The organism is Pseudomonas sp. GW823-FHT05G12 (assembly GCF_058795575.1).
Map to the genome: position 1 here is coordinate 3,474,296 of NZ_CM179501.1, position 16,264 is coordinate 3,490,559.

The following is a 16,264-nucleotide window of genomic DNA, read 5'->3' on the forward strand; positions in this document are numbered from 1 at the left end:
CCACCACATCACCGTGCTGGCCTGGAGTCGTGAATGAACACTCGCATTACGTCGTTGCTGTTGATGATCCAAGGGGCTTGCCTTGCTGCGCAGGCACAGGCAGAGGGTTTTCCGACGCTCGCGCGGATTGCGCCGGGTTTTGGTTATTACGGGCTGGATTACGGCTTCGATGACACGCTCAAGGTGTACGGCACCGTGGATGCATTCGCCAGCTATCACGACTCACAGCACCACTCGGGTTTCAGGCTGGCCGGTGGCGGCGCCTGGACCAACAAGCTCGGGCTGTACGCACGCAAGGCGCTTGACCCCGATACCGTGGTGGAGCTTGACGTCGAGGAGGGTTTCAACCTCAATGGCGAGGCCCTGGAGGGCACCTGGGATACCGTCGGCACCCTGCGCCTGGCGACAGTCGCCCTGCGCTCGCGCACCCTGGGCAGGCTCGAGTTCGGCAAGACCTACGGCATGGCCACGCCCACCTACGCCGACCCGTTCCTGGCCACCTATGGCTCGCCCTACACCTACCTGGCCCTGCCTGCCGCCGGCAAGGGCGCCTTTTACCTTGACCTGCGCCCCAAGCACACCCTGGCCTACACCAGCCCGACCTTCAGCGGCTTCAGCCTCGGTACCGCGCTGAGCTTCGGCTTCGACGATGCCGCCAGCGCTGGGCGCACCGTGCGTGGCGGTGGCGCCCGGCTGCAATACCGCAACAGCCGGGTGATGTTGCTGGCCTCATACAACCGGTACTACAGCGACCCATGGGACGACGGTGGTGTCTCACGCCAGACCGCCAACGACTTCAAGAGCCTGTCGGCGTTCTACGATTTCGGCCCGCTGGCCACCAGCCTCACCTGGCAACGTCAGGACGTGGACCAGGCCGGCACGCCCAGCACCACGCTCTACACCTTCGGCATGATGGCGCCGGTGGGCGAGCTGGACGTGCTGCGCCTGGCGGTGATGCAACGCCAGGTCAGCGCCCGCGACAAGGACGCGTGGGGTGTGATGATCGGCTACGACCATTTCATCAACCCCCGCTGGGCCCTTTATGGACGCCTCGGCATGATCGCCAACCAGCGCGCCTCGTCGGTCACCTACGCCGGCACCCCGGTGGATCAGGCGGGCGATAACCCAAGCAACGTCTCGCTAGGCATGTACTACCACTTCTGACCCCACGGGGCGGGTCTGCTTGAGCACCTGCCCGCGCAAGCTGTGGAACAGCTCCTGGGCAGGCGCCGTGAGGCTGTGGCGGTCAATGCAGACCAGGTTGATGGGGTAATCCGGAATCAACTCCTGCACCTCCATGGCGACGAACTCGCAATCGATACCGTAGGTAAACCCTTGGTCCACCGCCAGTTCGCTGATGGTCATCAACGATTCCGTGTTCTTCAACAGCTTCAGCGCCATCATCACTGAAGTGCATTCAACGGTGTTCTGTGGCACCCGAAGGCCGTTGGCCTCGAACAGTTGGTGAAACTGCGAAGCCTGGTCGGACAACTCGTCCAGGCTGATCCAGGGGGCGTATTGCAAGGTGCGCAGTGACTGGCTGAACTTCTGCCGATTCGAGGCGTGGCAAATCACCCTGCCCTTGATACTGCCCAGCGCCTCCCAGTCCAGGCTCAGCCGACTCAGCGGTTGCTGCGAAGTAATGGCAAAGTCCAGGCTGCCATCGCGCAAGCGCTGCAGGATCTGGCTGGGGCGCAAGTCGGTGATGGTGATCTTCACCCGCGGGTACTTGCGCCGAAAGGCCAGGATACTTTCATCGACGCCATCGAGCATCGCCGTCAACGACGTCACCCCGATCGACACGGCGCCCAGCGCCGCATCCTGAATGCTCGCCGCTTCGATCTGCAGGCGGCGTATGCTCTCTACCACGAGGTTGGCGTGGCGGATGACACGCTTGCCTTCCTCGGTAAGGGCCATGCCTTTGTGCGACCGCTGCAACAGGGTAAACCCCACCTCCCGCTCCAGCTCCTTGATCGAACGGCTCAGCGCGGGCTGAGTAATGTGCATGAGCTTGGAGGCTTCGAGGATGCTGCCTGCGTTATGAATGGCGACCAGCGCCCTGAGTTGGTGAAGTTTCAACCGTCTGTACCTTGTTGTTAGCGGCCGATTCGAAAGGTGTTCTGGCAGCCCTGACAGCCGTTGTCGGCAAGGCCTGAAAGGTATGGCTAGCGCAACACAGCCAGCAGGCTGGCCGCATCGCTGACCTCGAACTTGCCGGGGCTTTCAACCGCAATGTACTGGACTACCTGGTCGTCGACCAACATCGCATACCGCTGCGAGCGCCGCCCCAAACCGCGTGCCGAAAGGTCCTGGGTCAGGCCCAGCGCCTCGCTGAATTCGCCATTGCCATCGCCGATCATCTTGACCGCATCCCCGACCTGCAAGCTGTTGCCCCAGGCGTTCATGACAAAGGCATCGTTCACCGAGACGCACAGGATCTCGTCAATGCCAGCTGCGAACAACGCAGGGGCCGCCGCGACATAACCGGGAACATGACGTTCAGAGCACGTCGGCGTGAACGCGCCCGGCAATGCGAAGATCAGCACCTTCTTGTGCTTGCAACGCTCGCGAATGGAAAAGGCCTTGGGGCCGATCGCGCAGGCGCCTGCGTCGTTGTTGTATTGATAAAGGGTAACGTCGGGCAATTGATCGCCGGTTTTGATCATCGCTGTCTCCTGGGTGAGGTGAAGGCCAGGCAGCCATGATGCCGCAGTCAACCAGGCAACGCATCATGAGCAGAGCTAAAAAACCTGTGAAATAACTTCAATATCATTCATGCAGCGCCCCACCTAGGATACGCCTCAATCAAACACATCAAGATTACGCTGTGAACGACTCAGCTACGCAACTGACCAGCACTGGATCGCTCACACTCAGGCACCTGGAAGCCGTTACCATGGATAAAGCGCCAACATTCACCGTCAAGCGCATTGCGTTCGACGAACATTATCACCCTGCCGAAAACACCCGCATTACGACCAACTTCGCCAATTTGGCACGGGGTGCAAACCGTCAGCAAAACCTGCGCAATACCTTGGCGATGATCAACAACCGTTTCAATGCGCTGGCGCACTGGGACAACCCCGAACATGATCGCTACCGCGTAGAGCTGGACATCATATCGGTGGAAATGAACATTGAAAACGCGCAGCACGGCAATGCCCTGCCGCTGATCGAAATATTGAAAACCTATATTATCGACCGCAAGAACAATACTCGCCTCGAAGGCATGGTAGGCAACAACTTCTCCTCGTACGTGCGCGATTACGACTTCAGCGTACTGTTACTGGAGCATAACAAGCATCGGTCGACCTTCAGCACACCCGATCATTTCGGTGAGCTGCACGGCAACCTGTTCAAGTGTTTCGTCAACTCGCCAACCTACCAGGAGCACTTCAGCAAACCACCGGTTATCTGCCTGAGCGTATCGAGCAGCAGGACTTACCTGCGCACCGAAAATCAGCACCCTGTGCTAGGTGTTGAGTACCAGCAGGATGAGTACTCGCTGACGGATGACTACTTCAAAAAAATGGGCTTGAAGGTGCGCTATTTCATGCCGCCGAACAGCGTCGCCCCGTTGGCATTTTATTTTGCCGGCGACTTGCTGGCTGACTACACCAACCTTGAACTGATCAGCACCATCAGCACCATGGACACCTTCCAGAAAATCTACCGACCCGAGATCTACAACGCCAATTCTCCTGCGGGCAAGGCCTACCAGCCCAGCCTGAAGAACCAGGACTACTCGCTCACGCGCATTGTCTATGACCGGGAAGAGCGCAGCCGCCTGGCGATCGAGCAGGGCAAATTTGCCGAGGAGCAATTTGTCAAACCCTACCAGGCCACGCTGGCGCAATGGTCCGCTCAATACGCACGTTGAACATTCAAAGCACAAGGTCACTGTTCATGAACAAATTGCTACCCACCTCCACGGCCGGCAGCCTGCCTAAACCCGCCTGGCTTGCTCAACCCGAAACACTCTGGTCACCGTGGAAGTTGCAAGACGAGCAACTGGTCGAAGGCAAACAGGATGCCTTGCGCCTGGCCTTGCAAGAACAACAACACGCCGGTATCGACATCGTCAGTGACGGCGAACAAACCCGCCAGCACTTTGTCACCACGTTTATCGAGCACCTCAGCGGCGTTGATTTCGAACAACGGAAAACCGTCAGAATCCGTGATCGCTACGATGCGAGCGTACCGACGGTTGTGGGTGCTGTCGCTCGACAAAAACCGGTGTTTGTCGAAGATGCCAAATTCTTGCGCCAGCACACCACACAGCCGATAAAGTGGGCGCTGCCCGGCCCCATGACCATGATCGACACACTGTATGACAACCACTACAAAAGCCGCGAGAAACTGGCCTGGGAATTCGCCAAGATTCTCAACCAGGAAGCCAGAGAACTGGAAGCCGCGGGCGTGGACATCATTCAGTTCGACGAACCGGCATTCAATGTTTTCTTTGACGACGTGAATGACTGGGGCGTGGCTACCCTGGAAAGGGCCATCGAGGGCCTCAAGTGCGAAACGGCCGTCCATATTTGCTATGGCTATGGCATCAAGGCCAACACCGACTGGAAAAAAACCCTCGGTTCAGAATGGCGGCAATATGAACAGGCCTTCCCCAAACTGCAGCAGTCCAGCATCGATATCATTTCGCTGGAATGCCATAACTCGCATGTTCCGATGGACCTGCTCGAGCTGATTCGCGGCAAGAAAGTCATGGTCGGCGCCATCGATGTGGCCACCCATGTCATTGAAACACCCGAACAGGTCGCCGCCACCCTGCGCAAGGCACTGCAATTCGTCGATGCCGACAAGCTCTACCCTTGCACCAACTGCGGCATGGCGCCCCTGCCCCGCCAGGTAGCCAGCGGCAAGCTCAAGGCCTTGAGTGCAGGCGCAGCCATCGTCCGTCAGGAACTCGCTAACGCACGCTGAAATGAATGCAGCCACAGGACCTACCATGTTGCTTTCCGGTACGGCGATCGAGCCGTCGACTTTTCGCCAGGCACTCGGGCACTACGCATCCGGCATCACGGTGATTACATCGCACCACGAAGGTGAGCCGATCGGCTTCACCTGCCAGTCGTTCTACAGCGTATCGATGAGCCCGCCGCTGGTGTCATTCAGTGTGATGTCCAGTTCGGCCAGCTACCCGAAAATTCGCCAGGCTGGCCGCTTCACGGTCAACATCCTGTCAGGTGAGCAGGTCGGCATTTCCAACCAGTTTGCCCGGCGCGGCGCCAACAAGTGGCACGGCGTCGAATGGCAAGCGTCGCCGTTGGGCAACCCGATCATTGCCGGCAGCCTGCACTGGCTTGATTGCGAAATTCACGCCGAACATGCCGCCGGGGACCACCTGATCGTGATTGGCGAAGTCAAAGCGTTGAACCTGCAGGCAACTGCTGCCACGCAGCCGCTGCTGTATTTCAAGGGGCAGTACTGCAACCTCGCCGCGCATCACGCGGCTTGAGCCTCACCCCACTCACGGAAAACCCATCAAAGGAATTGTCAGGATCACGCAGCAGTGAAGAAAACCCGCCATTACTGCGTTGATCCGCCATTTTACTCATGATCGATTTACGCCACCTGCGAACCCTCCACGCGCTGCGTGAAACCGACAGCCTGCACGAGGCCGCCGAGCGCCTGCACCTGACCCAATCAGCCCTGTCGCACCAGTTCCGCGATATGGAAGAGCGCATCGGCATGCCACTGTTCGTGCGCAAATCCAGGCCGGTGCGCTTCACCAGCGCCGGGCTGAAGCTGCTGCAGCTGGCCGATCAGGTGCTGCCTCAGATCCGCAATACCGAACGGGACCTGGGCAAACTGGCCGGGGGCTGCGCCGGACGGCTGCACATCGCCATCGAGTGCCACAGCTGCTACCAGTGGCTGATGCCTTCAGTGGATGAGTTCCGCGGCGCCTGGCCTGAGGTGGAACTGGACCTCGCCTCGGGTTTTTCCTTCGCGCCACTGCCAGCCCTGGAGCGCGGCGACCTGGACCTGGTGGTGACCTCAGACCCGGTGACACTGCCGGGTATCAGCTACGTGCCGTTGTTCAGCTACGAGGCACTGCTGGCCATCGACAACCACCACGCCATGCGCCACAAGCCGTACCTGGAGCCCGCCGATATCGCCAGCCAGACACTGATCACCTACCCGATCGAACGCACCCGCCTGGACATCTTCACCCGCTTCCTCGACCCCGCCGACGTCGAGCCCGCACAGGTACGTACTTCGGAACTTACCGTGATGATGATGCAACTGGTTGCGTCCGGGCGCGGCGTCTGCTGCCTGCCCAACTGGGCCGTGCACGAATACAGTTCGCGCGGCTATGTAACCGCCAAGCGCCTTGGCGAACACGGCCTGCAGGCAAACCTTTATGCTGCGCTGCGCAGTGACATGCTGGAGGTGCCGTACGTGCGTGATTTTCTGCTCACGGCCAAGGACATCTCGTTCACCACGCTGGCCGGTGTCAGCGTGGCGTCAGGCCCGGTTCTCTGAAAGCCGGGCGTGCGTTTGCGAACCTCAGTGCCGGCCATGGCGCGCCATGCCCGTACCGCCAACGAATCAGCCAGCCTTCGCCAACTGCACTTGCAGAAACGCCATCAGTGCCCCCGCCACAGGTGACAAGCTGCGCCCTTTGCGGGTAAGCATGCCGATATGCCGTTCTACCCTGGGCTCCTCAAGGGGGACGAACGCCAGTTTGTCGTTCTCCTGCGGAAAAGCGAGGTACGGCAAGGTACTGATCCCTACCCCCTCCTCCAGCATGGCGATCAACGAAATCATGTTGGAAATGAACAGCCGGCTATCGGCCAGCAAACCCTCGGCCTCGGTACCCGCCAGCAATTGCGAGGTACCGTTGCGGATCATCGGCACGCCCAGCAACTGCGCCCAATGCAGCCGCCCCCCCGCCTGCGCCAGCGGGTGGTCGCTGCGGCACACCACGCCAACCTGATCATTCACGATGGGGGCGAATTCGAGCTGGTCATCGTCCACCCACAGGCTGCTGATGCCGAAATCCACCTGCCCTTGAGCGAGCAACTGCTGCACACGTTCGGCCGTGCCGTCCTGAATGCTGACCTGCACATTGGGGTGCGCGGCCACAAAGCGGGCCAGTGGCCCTGGCAGCATTCGGCTGGCCACAGAAGGCACGGTGGCGATGCTGACCTGGCCGATTTCATGCCGGGCAAACAGCATGGCTTCACGCGCAATACGGTCATGGTGCTCGATCAAGCCACGAAACAACGGGAGGCAATGCTCGCCATATGGCGTCAGCTCTACCCGGCCACCGCCCTTTTCGACCAGTGCCTGCCCCAGCTTCTGCTCCAGTTCACGCAGGGCCAGGGATATCGCAGGCTGGGTGCGAAAGGCCTGGCGGGCGGCCGCGTGGAAACTCTTGAGTTCGGCGACCAGTACGAAGTAACGCAACTGGGCGATTTTCAGCTCGGGCAACATGGTTAGCATTCCTTATCAAAGCATTTTTTTTATTAATTTTTATTTGCTGCATATTGCTCGCATGATGAATGCCATGCAAACGGAGGCGTTCATCCATGTCACACAAGACCTACAACAACTACATCGATGGCCAGTGGTGTGAAGGCCACGCCACTTTGGGCAACTACAGCCCCTCGGACACTGGCGACCTGATCGGCCAGTACCATCAGGCCAGCGCCGAACAGGCCCGCCAGGCCATCCAGGCCGCCCGCGCCGCTCAACCCCTGTGGGCCGCCAGTGGTCTGGAAAGCCGCCAGCAAGTGCTGATGGCCATCGGCGACGAGCTGATCGCCCGCAAGGAAGAGCTCGGCGAACTGCTGTCGCGAGAAGAAGGCAAACCCTTGGCCGAAGGCATCGGCGAGGTCAATCGCAGCGGCCAGTTCTTCCATTACTACGCCGCCGAAGTGCTGCGCCAGATGGGCGAGACTGCCGCCTCGGTGCGCCCTGGGGTCGACATCGAAGTGCATCGTGAACCGGTGGGTGTGGTGGGCATCATTACCCCATGGAACTTCCCCATGGCCACCGCCGCCTGGAAAATCGCCCCGGCCCTGGCCTTCGGCAACGCCGTGGTGTTCAAGCCGGCCAACCTGGTGCCGGCCAGTGCCTGGGCGCTCACCGAGATCATCAGCCGTCAGGGCCTGCCCAGCGGCACTTTCAACCTGGTGATGGGCAGCGGTGCCGACGTCGGCGAGGCCCTGATCCAGTCCGCCGAGATCGATGCCCTGACGTTCACCGGTTCTCTGCAGACGGGCCGACGCGTAGCGGTGGCCACCGCCGGTAACCTGGTGCGCTGCCAGCTGGAAATGGGTAGCAAGAATGCCCTGGTGGTCATGGACGACGCCGACCTCGAACTGGCCGTGGAATGCGCGCTCAACGGGGCCTTCTTCGGCACCGGGCAGAAATGCACCGCGTCGTCACGGCTGATCGTCTGCGACGGCATCCACGACCGCTTCGTCGAGGCGCTGCGCCTGCGCATGCGCCAGCTCAAGGTCGGCCATGCACTGGAGGCTGGCGTCCAGATCGGCCCGGTAGCTGACGCGCGCCAGCTGGAACAGAACCTGGCCTACCTGCAACTGGCCCAGGCCGAAGGCGCCACCCTGATCGAAGGTGGCGAGCGCCTGCAACTGGCCTGCGATGGCTACTACATGCGCCCTGCCTTGTTCATCAACAGCCGCAACGACATGCGCATCAACCGCGAGGAAGTGTTCGGCCCCATCGCCTGCGTGATCCGCGTGCGCGATTTTGAAGAGGCGCTGGCCACGCTCAATGATACCGAGTACGGCCTCACCGCCGGGATCATCACCCAGTCGCTACGCCACGCCAGCCACTTCAAACGCCGCGCCCAGACCGGCTGCGTGATGGTCAACCTGCCCACCGCCGGCACCGACTACCACGTGCCATTCGGGGGCCGTAAAGCCTCGAGTTTCGGCCCTCGGGAACAGGGGCAATACGCTCGCGAGTTCTACACCGTGGTCAAGACCACCTACCTGCGGCCCTGAAGGAATACATGCCATGCACGACCTCTTGATGATCGACGGCCTGCAGTACTCCAACTGGAGCCAGGAAATATTCCAGCAGATGCAGGCCGGTGGCCTGAGCGCGGTGCACGCCACCATCGCCTACCACGAAAACGCCCGCGAAACCCTGTCGCGCCTGGGCGAGTGGAACCGCCGCTTCGAGACATGGCCCGAGCTGATCCGCCCGGTACGCACGGCCAGCGACATCCGCCTGGCCCACGAGGAGGGCCGGGTGGGCATCTTCTTCGGCTTCCAGAACTGCTCGCCGATCGAGGACGACATTGCCCTGGTGGAGGTTTTCCGCCAGCTCGGGGTGTTCGTCATGCAGCTGACCTACAACAACCAAAGCCTGCTGGCCAGCGGCTGCTATGAGCGCGAGGACAACGGCATCAGCCGCTTCGGCCGCCAGGTGATCGCCGAAATGAACCGCGTCGGCATGCTCATCGACATGTCTCACAGCGCCGAGCGAAGCACGCTTGAGGCCATCGAACTGTCGAGCCGACCGGTGATCATCTCCCACGCCAACCCTGCCAGCTTCCACGCCGCCAAGCGCAACAAGTCCGATGCGGTGCTACGCGGGATCGCAGAGTCCGGCGGGCTGCTGGGGTTCAGCACCTACCCGTTCCATCTCAAGGGTGCCTCGGACTGTAGCCTGGAAAGTTTCTGCGACATGGTCGCGCGCACCGCCGACCTGATGGGTGTGGAGCACATCGGCATCGGCACCGACCTGTGCCAGGCGCAACCCTTGTCTGTGCTGGAATGGATGCGCAACGGCCGCTGGAGCAAGGACAAGGACTACGGCGAAGGCTCCAGGGACAACGCCAACTGGCCGGCGCCCTTGCAGTGGTTCCGCGACAGCCGCGACTTCCGCAACATTGCCCAGGGCCTGCGCGCCCGCGGCTTTGCCGAGCACGACGTGGGCAACATCATGGGGCTGAACTGGTTGCGCTTGCTGGAGACCGCCACCACGGCACAGGCCTGAACCCCTTGCACGGACAGCATCAACAATAAAAAAAATCGCAGGTTCCGGAGGTTTCATGAAAAACCCAACCACCTTGCAGGCCGACGGCCAGGCCATGGGCCTGCCTATGGCACGCGATATCGACTGGCCGTTGTTCCTGATCAGCGGCGGATTCCTCGGCGCCTTCCTGCTGGCGGCGCTGATCGACATCGACACCGTGTCGGCGCTGGTCAATACCCTGTTCGCCTGGTCGACAAAGGCCTTTGGCCTCTATTGGCAAGTGCTGATGCTGGCAACCTTCGCCGTCAGCCTGTTCATCGGGTTTTCCAGATGCGGGCGTGTACGCCTGGGCGGGGTCACCCAGCGCCCGGACGTCAGCACCTTCAACTGGATCGCAGTGATCATGTGCGCCTTGCTGGCAGGTGGTGGCGCCTTCTGGGCCGCTGCCGAACCCTTGATGCACTTTGCCAGCCCACCGCCCTTCTTCGCCGGCCTGCAACCGCACAGTGAAGCAGCGGCCACCGCGGCACTGGCGCAATCGTTCGTGCACTGGGGCTTCCTGGCCTGGGCCGTTCTGGGTAGCCTGCTGGCGATCGTGCTGATGCACCTGCATTACGATAAAGGCCTTCCGCTGGCGCCGCGTACCCTGCTCTACCCCCTGTTCGGCAAGCGAGCGCTCAAGGGCCCGATCGGCACCTTGGCCGACGCTGCCTCGATCATCGCGGTAGTGGCCGGCACCATCGGTCCGATCGGTTTCCTTGGCCTGCAGATCAGCAGCGCCATGCACGCCGTGTGGGGGTTGCCCAACACTATCGTCACCCAGTCGCTGACCATTGTCCTGGTCACCGCGATGTACACTGTCTCGTGCCTGGTGGGCCTCAAAGGCATCCGCTTTGTCAGCGAGATCAACGTCTGGTTGATGATCGGCCTGGCACTGTTCATGGTGGTATTCGGACCGACGCTGTTCATCCTCGGCGGTTTCCCGGCGGCCTTTGCCCTGCACGTGGAGCACTTCATCCCCCTGACGATGTTCCGCGCCGACCCCAAATGGCTGGACTGGTGGACGGTGTTCTACTGGGGTTGGTTCATCGGCTACGCGCCCATGGTGGCACTGTACGTCGCGCGGATCTCGCGGGGCCGCACCATCCGCGAGATCATCATGACGCTGTCGATCATCGCACCGCTGGTGACCATGTTCTGGTTCACCGTGGTAGGCGGTACCGGGATCGGCCTGGAGCTGCAAACGCCAGGCAGCGTCACCGCCCATGGCGCCAAGCCTGAAGACCTGTTGCTGGGAGTGACGCAGAACCTGCCACTGGGTGGCCTTGTCAGCGCGCTGTTCCTGTTCCTGAGTTTCATCTCGGTGGCCACCAATGGCGACGCCATGGCCTTCACCGTGGCGCTGGCGATGTCCAGCGACGATAAACCGAAGAAGTGGTTGCGCGGTTTCTGGGCAATCGGCATGGGCCTGGCGGCGGTGGTGCTGATCACCATTGGCGCAGGCGGTGTGACGGCCCTGCAATCCTTCATTGTCATCACCGCGGTGCCGGTGTCGCTGGTGATCCTGCCAGCCCTGTGGGATGCCGTGCGCATCGCTCGACACATGGCCCGTGAACAAGGCGTCTGAACATGATCCATCCAGGTACAACAACAATGCCCAACAGCGTGCTTGCAATACCCGCGTTGCGCCCTGCCAGCCAAGTCATGGACCTGGCCCGGCTGGGTAGCCACTTCCAGAGCCCGCTAAGCTTCGTGCGCAGCAGCATGCGGCGGATGATGCAACAGCGCTGGCAAATCCGGCGCAGCTGTTTCGACCTCGATGGCCAAGGCTTCGGCACTGCGATCTACCGCATCGAAACGCCGAACGGCCATTACCACTGCGTGATCTTCTCGGCCTACCTGCCGCCGGAAAAGCGCAGCGATCGGGTCATCGCCGACCAGTGGGACGTCAGCTTCGTGCTGGTGGCCGGCGATGTCGACTCGGCACAGCTGGCCGACCTGCAACGCAACGTGCCGCTGCAGGAAGCAGGCCGCTTCGATGCACGCGTGCTGGTGTTGTCGCGGGCCAACCGTAGCTTGCGCAATTTCGACCGGTTTCTGGCGGCGCTGGCAGAAGGTCGCCAGCCCGATCCACAGCAACTGGCTGAAGTCGGCTACCTGTATCGCACTACAGCTGTTTACGGTAACGGCAAGTTCGGCATCGCCGATTTTGGTTGCCTGCAAGATAACCCGGACTTCAACCAGCCGTTCAGCGCGCAGATGTTCACCGTCTACCTGCTGCGTCACTTCAGCATCGAGCAGATCAACCACATGGCCCAGGCACTCGCCCCGCAACGGGCAGTGCAACTGGCCCCGGCGCTCCAGCGCTACCTGGGGGTAGGCAACGCGACCGGGCTGGGAATGGCCCCTTTTCTGATCAACCACCCTCAACTGGTGGAGCACTGGATCAGTACGCGGGAAACGGCCCTGGCACTGGTACTGGCGCAGTCGGCGGAGCCCGACCAATTGGCACGCCTGCAGCAATTGCTGGCGCGCGCCCAGTTGCACCTGAGCCAGTCCCGGACCGAAGACCAGCGCCAGCATGAGCAGAACCTGCAAACCTTGGCCGAGCTTGCTTTACTGGCCACCTGGCTTGGCACGCAAGCCGACGGCGCGGGCCTTTGGCCGCGTCTGCTGGCCTGGGCGCAATTACATACGGGGGTGGGCTGTCAGGAGCTTCTGGTCAGCCTGCTGCTGGAGCTGTACCCCGAGCAGGTCACGCCCCTGGCCGAGCACATGGGGGTCAACGAAAGCTGGCAGCTGGACGCCCAGATGCCCCTTGGGCAACTGCGCCAGCTCATCGAGCAGCAGTATGGCTGGGCGTTGCGCTACGACTTCAGTGCTGCCGATGCGGAGCACTTCTTCTGGTACCGCTCAGCTGAAAAAGAAGAGCCGCGCCTGGGCATTCGCGCAGAGGAGCCAGGGGCCGAAAAAGAAATGCAGCTGGGTATCGCCCGCAATATCCAACAGTGCCATAGCGCGCTGCTGGAGCACCTGCAACTGCAGCCTCAGGCGCTGACCGCTCACTTCCTGATCGCCCAACCGATGTTCAAGGGCGCGGTACGCCGCCTGCAAGGCATGGCAAAAACGAACTACGGTGAAATCCGTGCCAACCTGCTGGCCCGGGACATGCTGCCGATTCACCTGCTGCGCTGCAAACTGGCATTTTTCGGCGCGGGGAAATTCGACCCCAAGTCAAGCCGCTGGGTGCGTATCACGCTGTTCCAGGGCGCGCCGCTGGTCAGCGACATCGGTCAGCCGTTCGCAGACGACTGGAATTTCGCAGTCATGCCGCAAAGGGAGCTTTGACCATGCGCGTATCGCTTAACGAAATACAGGTGATGTGCCGCAAGGCATTCGAAGGCATGGGCTTCGCCCCGGGCGACTGCGAGGATGCCGCCGAACTCGTGGGCTGGTTGCAACTGCAGGGGCTCGATGGCGTCGGTGCACTGGAAAAGGCGTTGCGTTATCTGCAAGGCGAAGCTGCACGGCCATACGCCTTGTGCCATGAGGATAACGCCCTGCTGGTGATCGACGCCAAGGGCCAGAGCGTGTTGCGCTGCGCCGCCACGGTGGTGGAACTGGCGGCAGCCAAGGCCATGCGCTGTGGTCAGGCCGAACTGCGCATACGCCACTGCCACAACCGTTTGCTGTTGCTGGGCTACCTGAGCCGGGCAGCGGTGCAGGGACTGCACGTGCAAGCCCGCTGGGAGGACGCCCGCCAATGCCACTGGGCCGATTTTACCGCCGGCATGCCGCGCCCGGAACTGAGCAGTGAAACCCGGCCCCAGGCCATTGAAGCGGCCGCGCAGGACGTAACGGTGCTGTTCACTCGAGCAGGCCAGACCGCCCAGGCAATAACCGACCCGCAGCGCACACTGCAGCAAGGTTTTACAGTCGACGAACATACCTGGCAAAGGCTCAGGCAGCTGGCCGAACACATCCTTGTCGAGAGCACCGATGCCTCACGCCGCCACGGTGCAGGCGGCGGCAGCGACGCCGACTGAACACCCTTGCCACTGAGGAAACAACCCATGAAGCATGCGATAAAGACCGAGCTGTTCGCCTCCAGGGCGCCACTGGAATGGGCGGTCGTCGGCAACGGTACGTTGTACACGGCTCAGATCCCAATCGATACGCAGGGCCAGGTGGTTGCCGGCGGCATCGAGGCCCAGGCCCGCCAGACACTGGACAACCTGCGCCACACCCTGGAAGCCGCTGGCAGCTCGCTGGATGCCGTGACCCAGGTGCTGATCTACGTGACCGACCGCCGTTATCTGGCAACTGTAAATGCCGTGTACGCCGAGTATTTCCAGGCACCCTACCCCAACCGCGCGGCCGTAGTGGTGGCTGGCCTCGCCCGGGAAGAAATGTTGGTGGAACTGGTGGTCTACGCCTGCCTCTGACGCCCTGAAGGCGCCCGTCTCACGATATTCAGCGTTCGCGCAATCGAGTGCCGCCCGCGCGGCGCTCGATGCATGCCCCCTCCGCCCCACGTCATGCACCCGGAATATTCCCTTTTTCGCCCGCCAGGTACCGGCCTGCGCCCCATTTCGGTTCAAAAGCCGCGCCCGGATCAATAGCGCCCTTTTTTGATGCGCCGGCCCTTGCGGCCAGGCAGCTCACATCGGTTGTGCCCCTCACATTTCCCGCCCCCCAGAGCCGCCAGGCGTGTTCGGCACTTTTATTGCACAGACTGATTGTGCTCAACGCACAGGCAATCTACCAAGACCGAGGTTAACGCGAGACACAGCTCCCACTTACCCCAGCAAGGCAGCACCCTGAAAGACGCAGATGAACCGCAATGAAGCTGCCGGCAACGGCGGCAAGGAGTGGGTATGTCCCGGGCTTTTTTCAATGAAATGTACGAAGCGAACGGCAACTGCCGTCCGCATTACCAGGAGTTCGCCCGCTGGCTGGCCAACACCCCGCTGGAGTTGCTGGAACAGCGCCGGCGCGAGGCCGACCTGCTGTTTCACCGCGCAGGCATCACCTTCACCTTGTATGGCGACAAGCAGGATACCGAGCGCCTGATCCCCTTCGATATCATCCCGCGCAGCATCCGCGCCAGCGAATGGCGCACGGTCGAGCGTGGCTGCATTCAACGGGTACAGGCGCTGAACCTGTTCCTGCAGGACATCTACCACGACCAGCGCATTCTCAAGGCCGGCATCATCCCACCAGAGCAAGTGCTGGCCAACGAGGGCTACCAGATCGCCATGCAGGGCCTGGACCTTCACCGTGGGCTGTATGCGCATATTGCCGGTGTCGACCTGGTACGTGACGGCGATGGCAGCTACTTCGTGCTGGAAGACAACCTGCGCACCCCCAGCGGCGTCAGCTACATGCTCGAAGACCGCAAGATGATGATGCGCCTGTTCCCCGAACTGTTTGCCGCCCAGCGCATCGCGCCCATCGATCACTACCCCAACCTGCTGCTGGACACGCTCAAGAGCGCCAGCCCAATGGACAACCCCACCGCGGTGCTGCTCACGCCCGGCCGTTTCAACAGCGCCTATTTCGAGCATGCTTTCCTGGCCCGGGAAATGGGCATCGAGCTGGTCGAAGGCGCCGACCTGTTCGTGCGTGATGAGCATGTCTACATGCGCACCACTGCCGGCCCCCAACAGGTGGACGTGATCTATCGTCGCCTGGACGACGACTACCTCGACCCGCTGTCCTTCAACCCTGACTCCATGCTGGGCGTGCCGGGGCTGATCTCCGTTTACCGCGCCGGCAATGTGGTATTGGCCAACGCCGTCGGCACTGGCGTGGCCGATGACAAATCCATCTACCCCTTCGTCGACGACATGATCCGCTTTTACCTGAGCGAAGAACCGATCCTGAACAACGTGCCGACCTGGCAGTGCCGCAAGCCGGCGGACCTGTCCCATGTACTGGCCCACCTGCCCGAACTGGTGGTCAAGGAAACCCAGGGCTCCGGCGGCTATGGCATGTTGGTCGGGCCCGCTTCGACCAAAGCCCAGATCGAGGACTTCCGCGCGCGCATCAAAGCCCGCCCGCACGCCTATATCGCTCAACCGACGCTGTGCCTGTCAACCTGCCCGACCTTCGTCGACAGCGGCATCGCACCGCGTCACATCGACCTGCGCCCGTTCGTGTTGTCGGGCAGTGAAACCCGCCTGGTGCCCGGTGGCCTGACGCGCGTGGCGCTCAAGGAAGGCTCGCTGGTGGTCAACTCGTCGCAAGGCGGCGGTACCAAGGACACCTGGGTGGTGGAGGACTGAGC

15 protein-coding genes are annotated in these 16,264 nt (G+C 61.7%); 12 read left to right on the top strand and 3 right to left on the bottom strand.

From position 1 onward, the window contains the following. Window positions 1-33 precede the first annotated feature (33 nt). Window positions 34-1,164: a porin gene (locus AC3RCM_RS15870; RefSeq protein ID WP_064490953.1), complete on the top strand. Its 1,131-nt coding sequence runs from the start codon at window positions 34-36 to the stop codon at window positions 1,162-1,164. On the opposite strand, the gene AC3RCM_RS15875 is transcribed toward AC3RCM_RS15870, so the two are convergent. Then, a complete protein-coding gene (locus AC3RCM_RS15875; protein WP_492629014.1) occupies window positions 1,141-2,079 on the bottom strand; it encodes a LysR family transcriptional regulator in 939 nt (312 codons plus the stop codon). The genes AC3RCM_RS15870 and AC3RCM_RS15875 overlap by 24 nt on opposite strands. A gap of 86 nt (window positions 2,080-2,165) precedes the next feature. After that, window positions 2,166-2,666, bottom strand: a complete 501-nt coding sequence (locus AC3RCM_RS15880) for a peroxiredoxin (protein ID WP_010953616.1) — start codon at window positions 2,664-2,666, stop codon at window positions 2,166-2,168. A gap of 230 nt (window positions 2,667-2,896) precedes the next feature. Between AC3RCM_RS15880 and AC3RCM_RS15885 the strand changes: the two genes are divergently transcribed. From AC3RCM_RS15885 to AC3RCM_RS15900, 4 genes are all read left to right on the top strand, one after another. After that, window positions 2,897-3,880, top strand: a complete 984-nt coding sequence (locus AC3RCM_RS15885) for a DUF1852 domain-containing protein (RefSeq protein WP_492629015.1) — start codon at window positions 2,897-2,899, stop codon at window positions 3,878-3,880. A 26-nt stretch (window positions 3,881-3,906) separates the two neighbouring features. Further along, window positions 3,907-4,941 carry a methionine synthase gene (locus AC3RCM_RS15890; protein ID WP_064490951.1) on the top strand — a complete coding sequence of 345 codons (1,035 nt, stop codon included), beginning with the start codon at window positions 3,907-3,909 and terminating at the stop codon, window positions 4,939-4,941. A 25-nt stretch (window positions 4,942-4,966) separates the two neighbouring features. Beyond that, window positions 4,967-5,476: a flavin reductase family protein gene (locus AC3RCM_RS15895; RefSeq protein WP_492629016.1), complete on the top strand. Its 510-nt coding sequence runs from the start codon at window positions 4,967-4,969 to the stop codon at window positions 5,474-5,476. A 98-nt stretch (window positions 5,477-5,574) separates the two neighbouring features. Beyond that, the gene (locus tag AC3RCM_RS15900; RefSeq protein ID WP_020191787.1) at window positions 5,575-6,504 is read left to right on the top strand and encodes a LysR family transcriptional regulator; all 930 of its coding nucleotides are present in this window, start codon (window positions 5,575-5,577) and stop codon (window positions 6,502-6,504) included. A gap of 66 nt (window positions 6,505-6,570) precedes the next feature. On the opposite strand, the gene AC3RCM_RS15905 is transcribed toward AC3RCM_RS15900, so the two are convergent. Beyond that, on the bottom strand, window positions 6,571-7,458 hold the full coding sequence (locus AC3RCM_RS15905; protein ID WP_049586259.1) for a LysR substrate-binding domain-containing protein: 888 nt from the start codon (window positions 7,456-7,458) through the stop codon (window positions 6,571-6,573). Window positions 7,459-7,553: 95 nt separating this feature from the next. On the opposite strand from AC3RCM_RS15905, the gene AC3RCM_RS15910 reads away from it, so the two are divergent. The 7 genes from AC3RCM_RS15910 (at window position 7,554) to AC3RCM_RS15940 (ending at window position 16,262) form a co-directional block, all read left to right on the top strand. Continuing rightward, on the top strand, window positions 7,554-8,996 hold the full coding sequence (locus AC3RCM_RS15910) for an aldehyde dehydrogenase family protein (RefSeq protein WP_492629017.1): 1,443 nt from the start codon (window positions 7,554-7,556) through the stop codon (window positions 8,994-8,996). Between the two features lie 13 nt (window positions 8,997-9,009). Further along, window positions 9,010-9,996, top strand: coding sequence for a dipeptidase (locus AC3RCM_RS15915; RefSeq protein ID WP_003254063.1), 987 nt, complete (start codon window positions 9,010-9,012; stop codon window positions 9,994-9,996). 55 nt (window positions 9,997-10,051) lie between these two features. Continuing rightward, on the top strand, window positions 10,052-11,602 hold the full coding sequence (locus AC3RCM_RS15920) for a BCCT family transporter (protein WP_064490949.1): 1,551 nt from the start codon (window positions 10,052-10,054) through the stop codon (window positions 11,600-11,602). Window positions 11,603-11,628: 26 nt separating this feature from the next. Continuing rightward, entirely contained in the window at window positions 11,629-13,323 is a 1,695-nt protein-coding gene (locus tag AC3RCM_RS15925; protein ID WP_492629018.1) for a hypothetical protein, read from the top strand. A 2-nt stretch (window positions 13,324-13,325) separates the two neighbouring features. Continuing rightward, window positions 13,326-14,021 (top strand): DUF3726 domain-containing protein, encoded by a 696-nt coding sequence (locus AC3RCM_RS15930; protein WP_019751161.1) that lies wholly within the window; start codon window positions 13,326-13,328, stop codon window positions 14,019-14,021. Window positions 14,022-14,048: 27 nt separating this feature from the next. Continuing rightward, a complete protein-coding gene (locus tag AC3RCM_RS15935; RefSeq protein ID WP_003254071.1) occupies window positions 14,049-14,420 on the top strand; it encodes a RidA family protein in 372 nt (123 codons plus the stop codon). A 432-nt stretch (window positions 14,421-14,852) separates the two neighbouring features. Beyond that, entirely contained in the window at window positions 14,853-16,262 is a 1,410-nt protein-coding gene (locus AC3RCM_RS15940) for a circularly permuted type 2 ATP-grasp protein (RefSeq protein WP_064490946.1), read from the top strand. Window positions 16,263-16,264 lie beyond the last annotated feature (2 nt).

Excerpts from the sequence above, each read along its gene's own strand:
- AC3RCM_RS15900 (WP_020191787.1), top strand. The coding sequence starts at position 5,575 with ATGATCGATTTACGCCACCTGCGAACCCTCCACGCGCTGCGTGAAACC.
- AC3RCM_RS15885 (WP_492629015.1), top strand. The coding sequence starts at position 2,897 with ATGGATAAAGCGCCAACATTCACCGTCAAGCGCATTGCGTTCGACGAA.
- AC3RCM_RS15880 (WP_010953616.1), bottom strand. The coding sequence starts at position 2,666 with ATGATCAAAACCGGCGATCAATTGCCCGACGTTACCCTTTATCAATAC.
- AC3RCM_RS15890 (WP_064490951.1), top strand. The coding sequence starts at position 3,907 with ATGAACAAATTGCTACCCACCTCCACGGCCGGCAGCCTGCCTAAACCC.
- AC3RCM_RS15895 (WP_492629016.1), top strand. The coding sequence starts at position 4,967 with ATGTTGCTTTCCGGTACGGCGATCGAGCCGTCGACTTTTCGCCAGGCA.
- AC3RCM_RS15910 (WP_492629017.1), top strand. The coding sequence starts at position 7,554 with ATGTCACACAAGACCTACAACAACTACATCGATGGCCAGTGGTGTGAA.
- AC3RCM_RS15915 (WP_003254063.1), top strand. The coding sequence starts at position 9,010 with ATGCACGACCTCTTGATGATCGACGGCCTGCAGTACTCCAACTGGAGC.
- AC3RCM_RS15925 (WP_492629018.1), top strand. The coding sequence starts at position 11,629 with ATGCCCAACAGCGTGCTTGCAATACCCGCGTTGCGCCCTGCCAGCCAA.
- AC3RCM_RS15905 (WP_049586259.1), bottom strand. The coding sequence starts at position 7,458 with ATGTTGCCCGAGCTGAAAATCGCCCAGTTGCGTTACTTCGTACTGGTC.
- AC3RCM_RS15920 (WP_064490949.1), top strand. The coding sequence starts at position 10,052 with ATGAAAAACCCAACCACCTTGCAGGCCGACGGCCAGGCCATGGGCCTG.
- AC3RCM_RS15935 (WP_003254071.1), top strand. The coding sequence starts at position 14,049 with ATGAAGCATGCGATAAAGACCGAGCTGTTCGCCTCCAGGGCGCCACTG.
- AC3RCM_RS15870 (WP_064490953.1), top strand. The coding sequence starts at position 34 with ATGAACACTCGCATTACGTCGTTGCTGTTGATGATCCAAGGGGCTTGC.
- AC3RCM_RS15930 (WP_019751161.1), top strand. The coding sequence starts at position 13,326 with ATGCGCGTATCGCTTAACGAAATACAGGTGATGTGCCGCAAGGCATTC.
- AC3RCM_RS15940 (WP_064490946.1), top strand. The coding sequence starts at position 14,853 with ATGTCCCGGGCTTTTTTCAATGAAATGTACGAAGCGAACGGCAACTGC.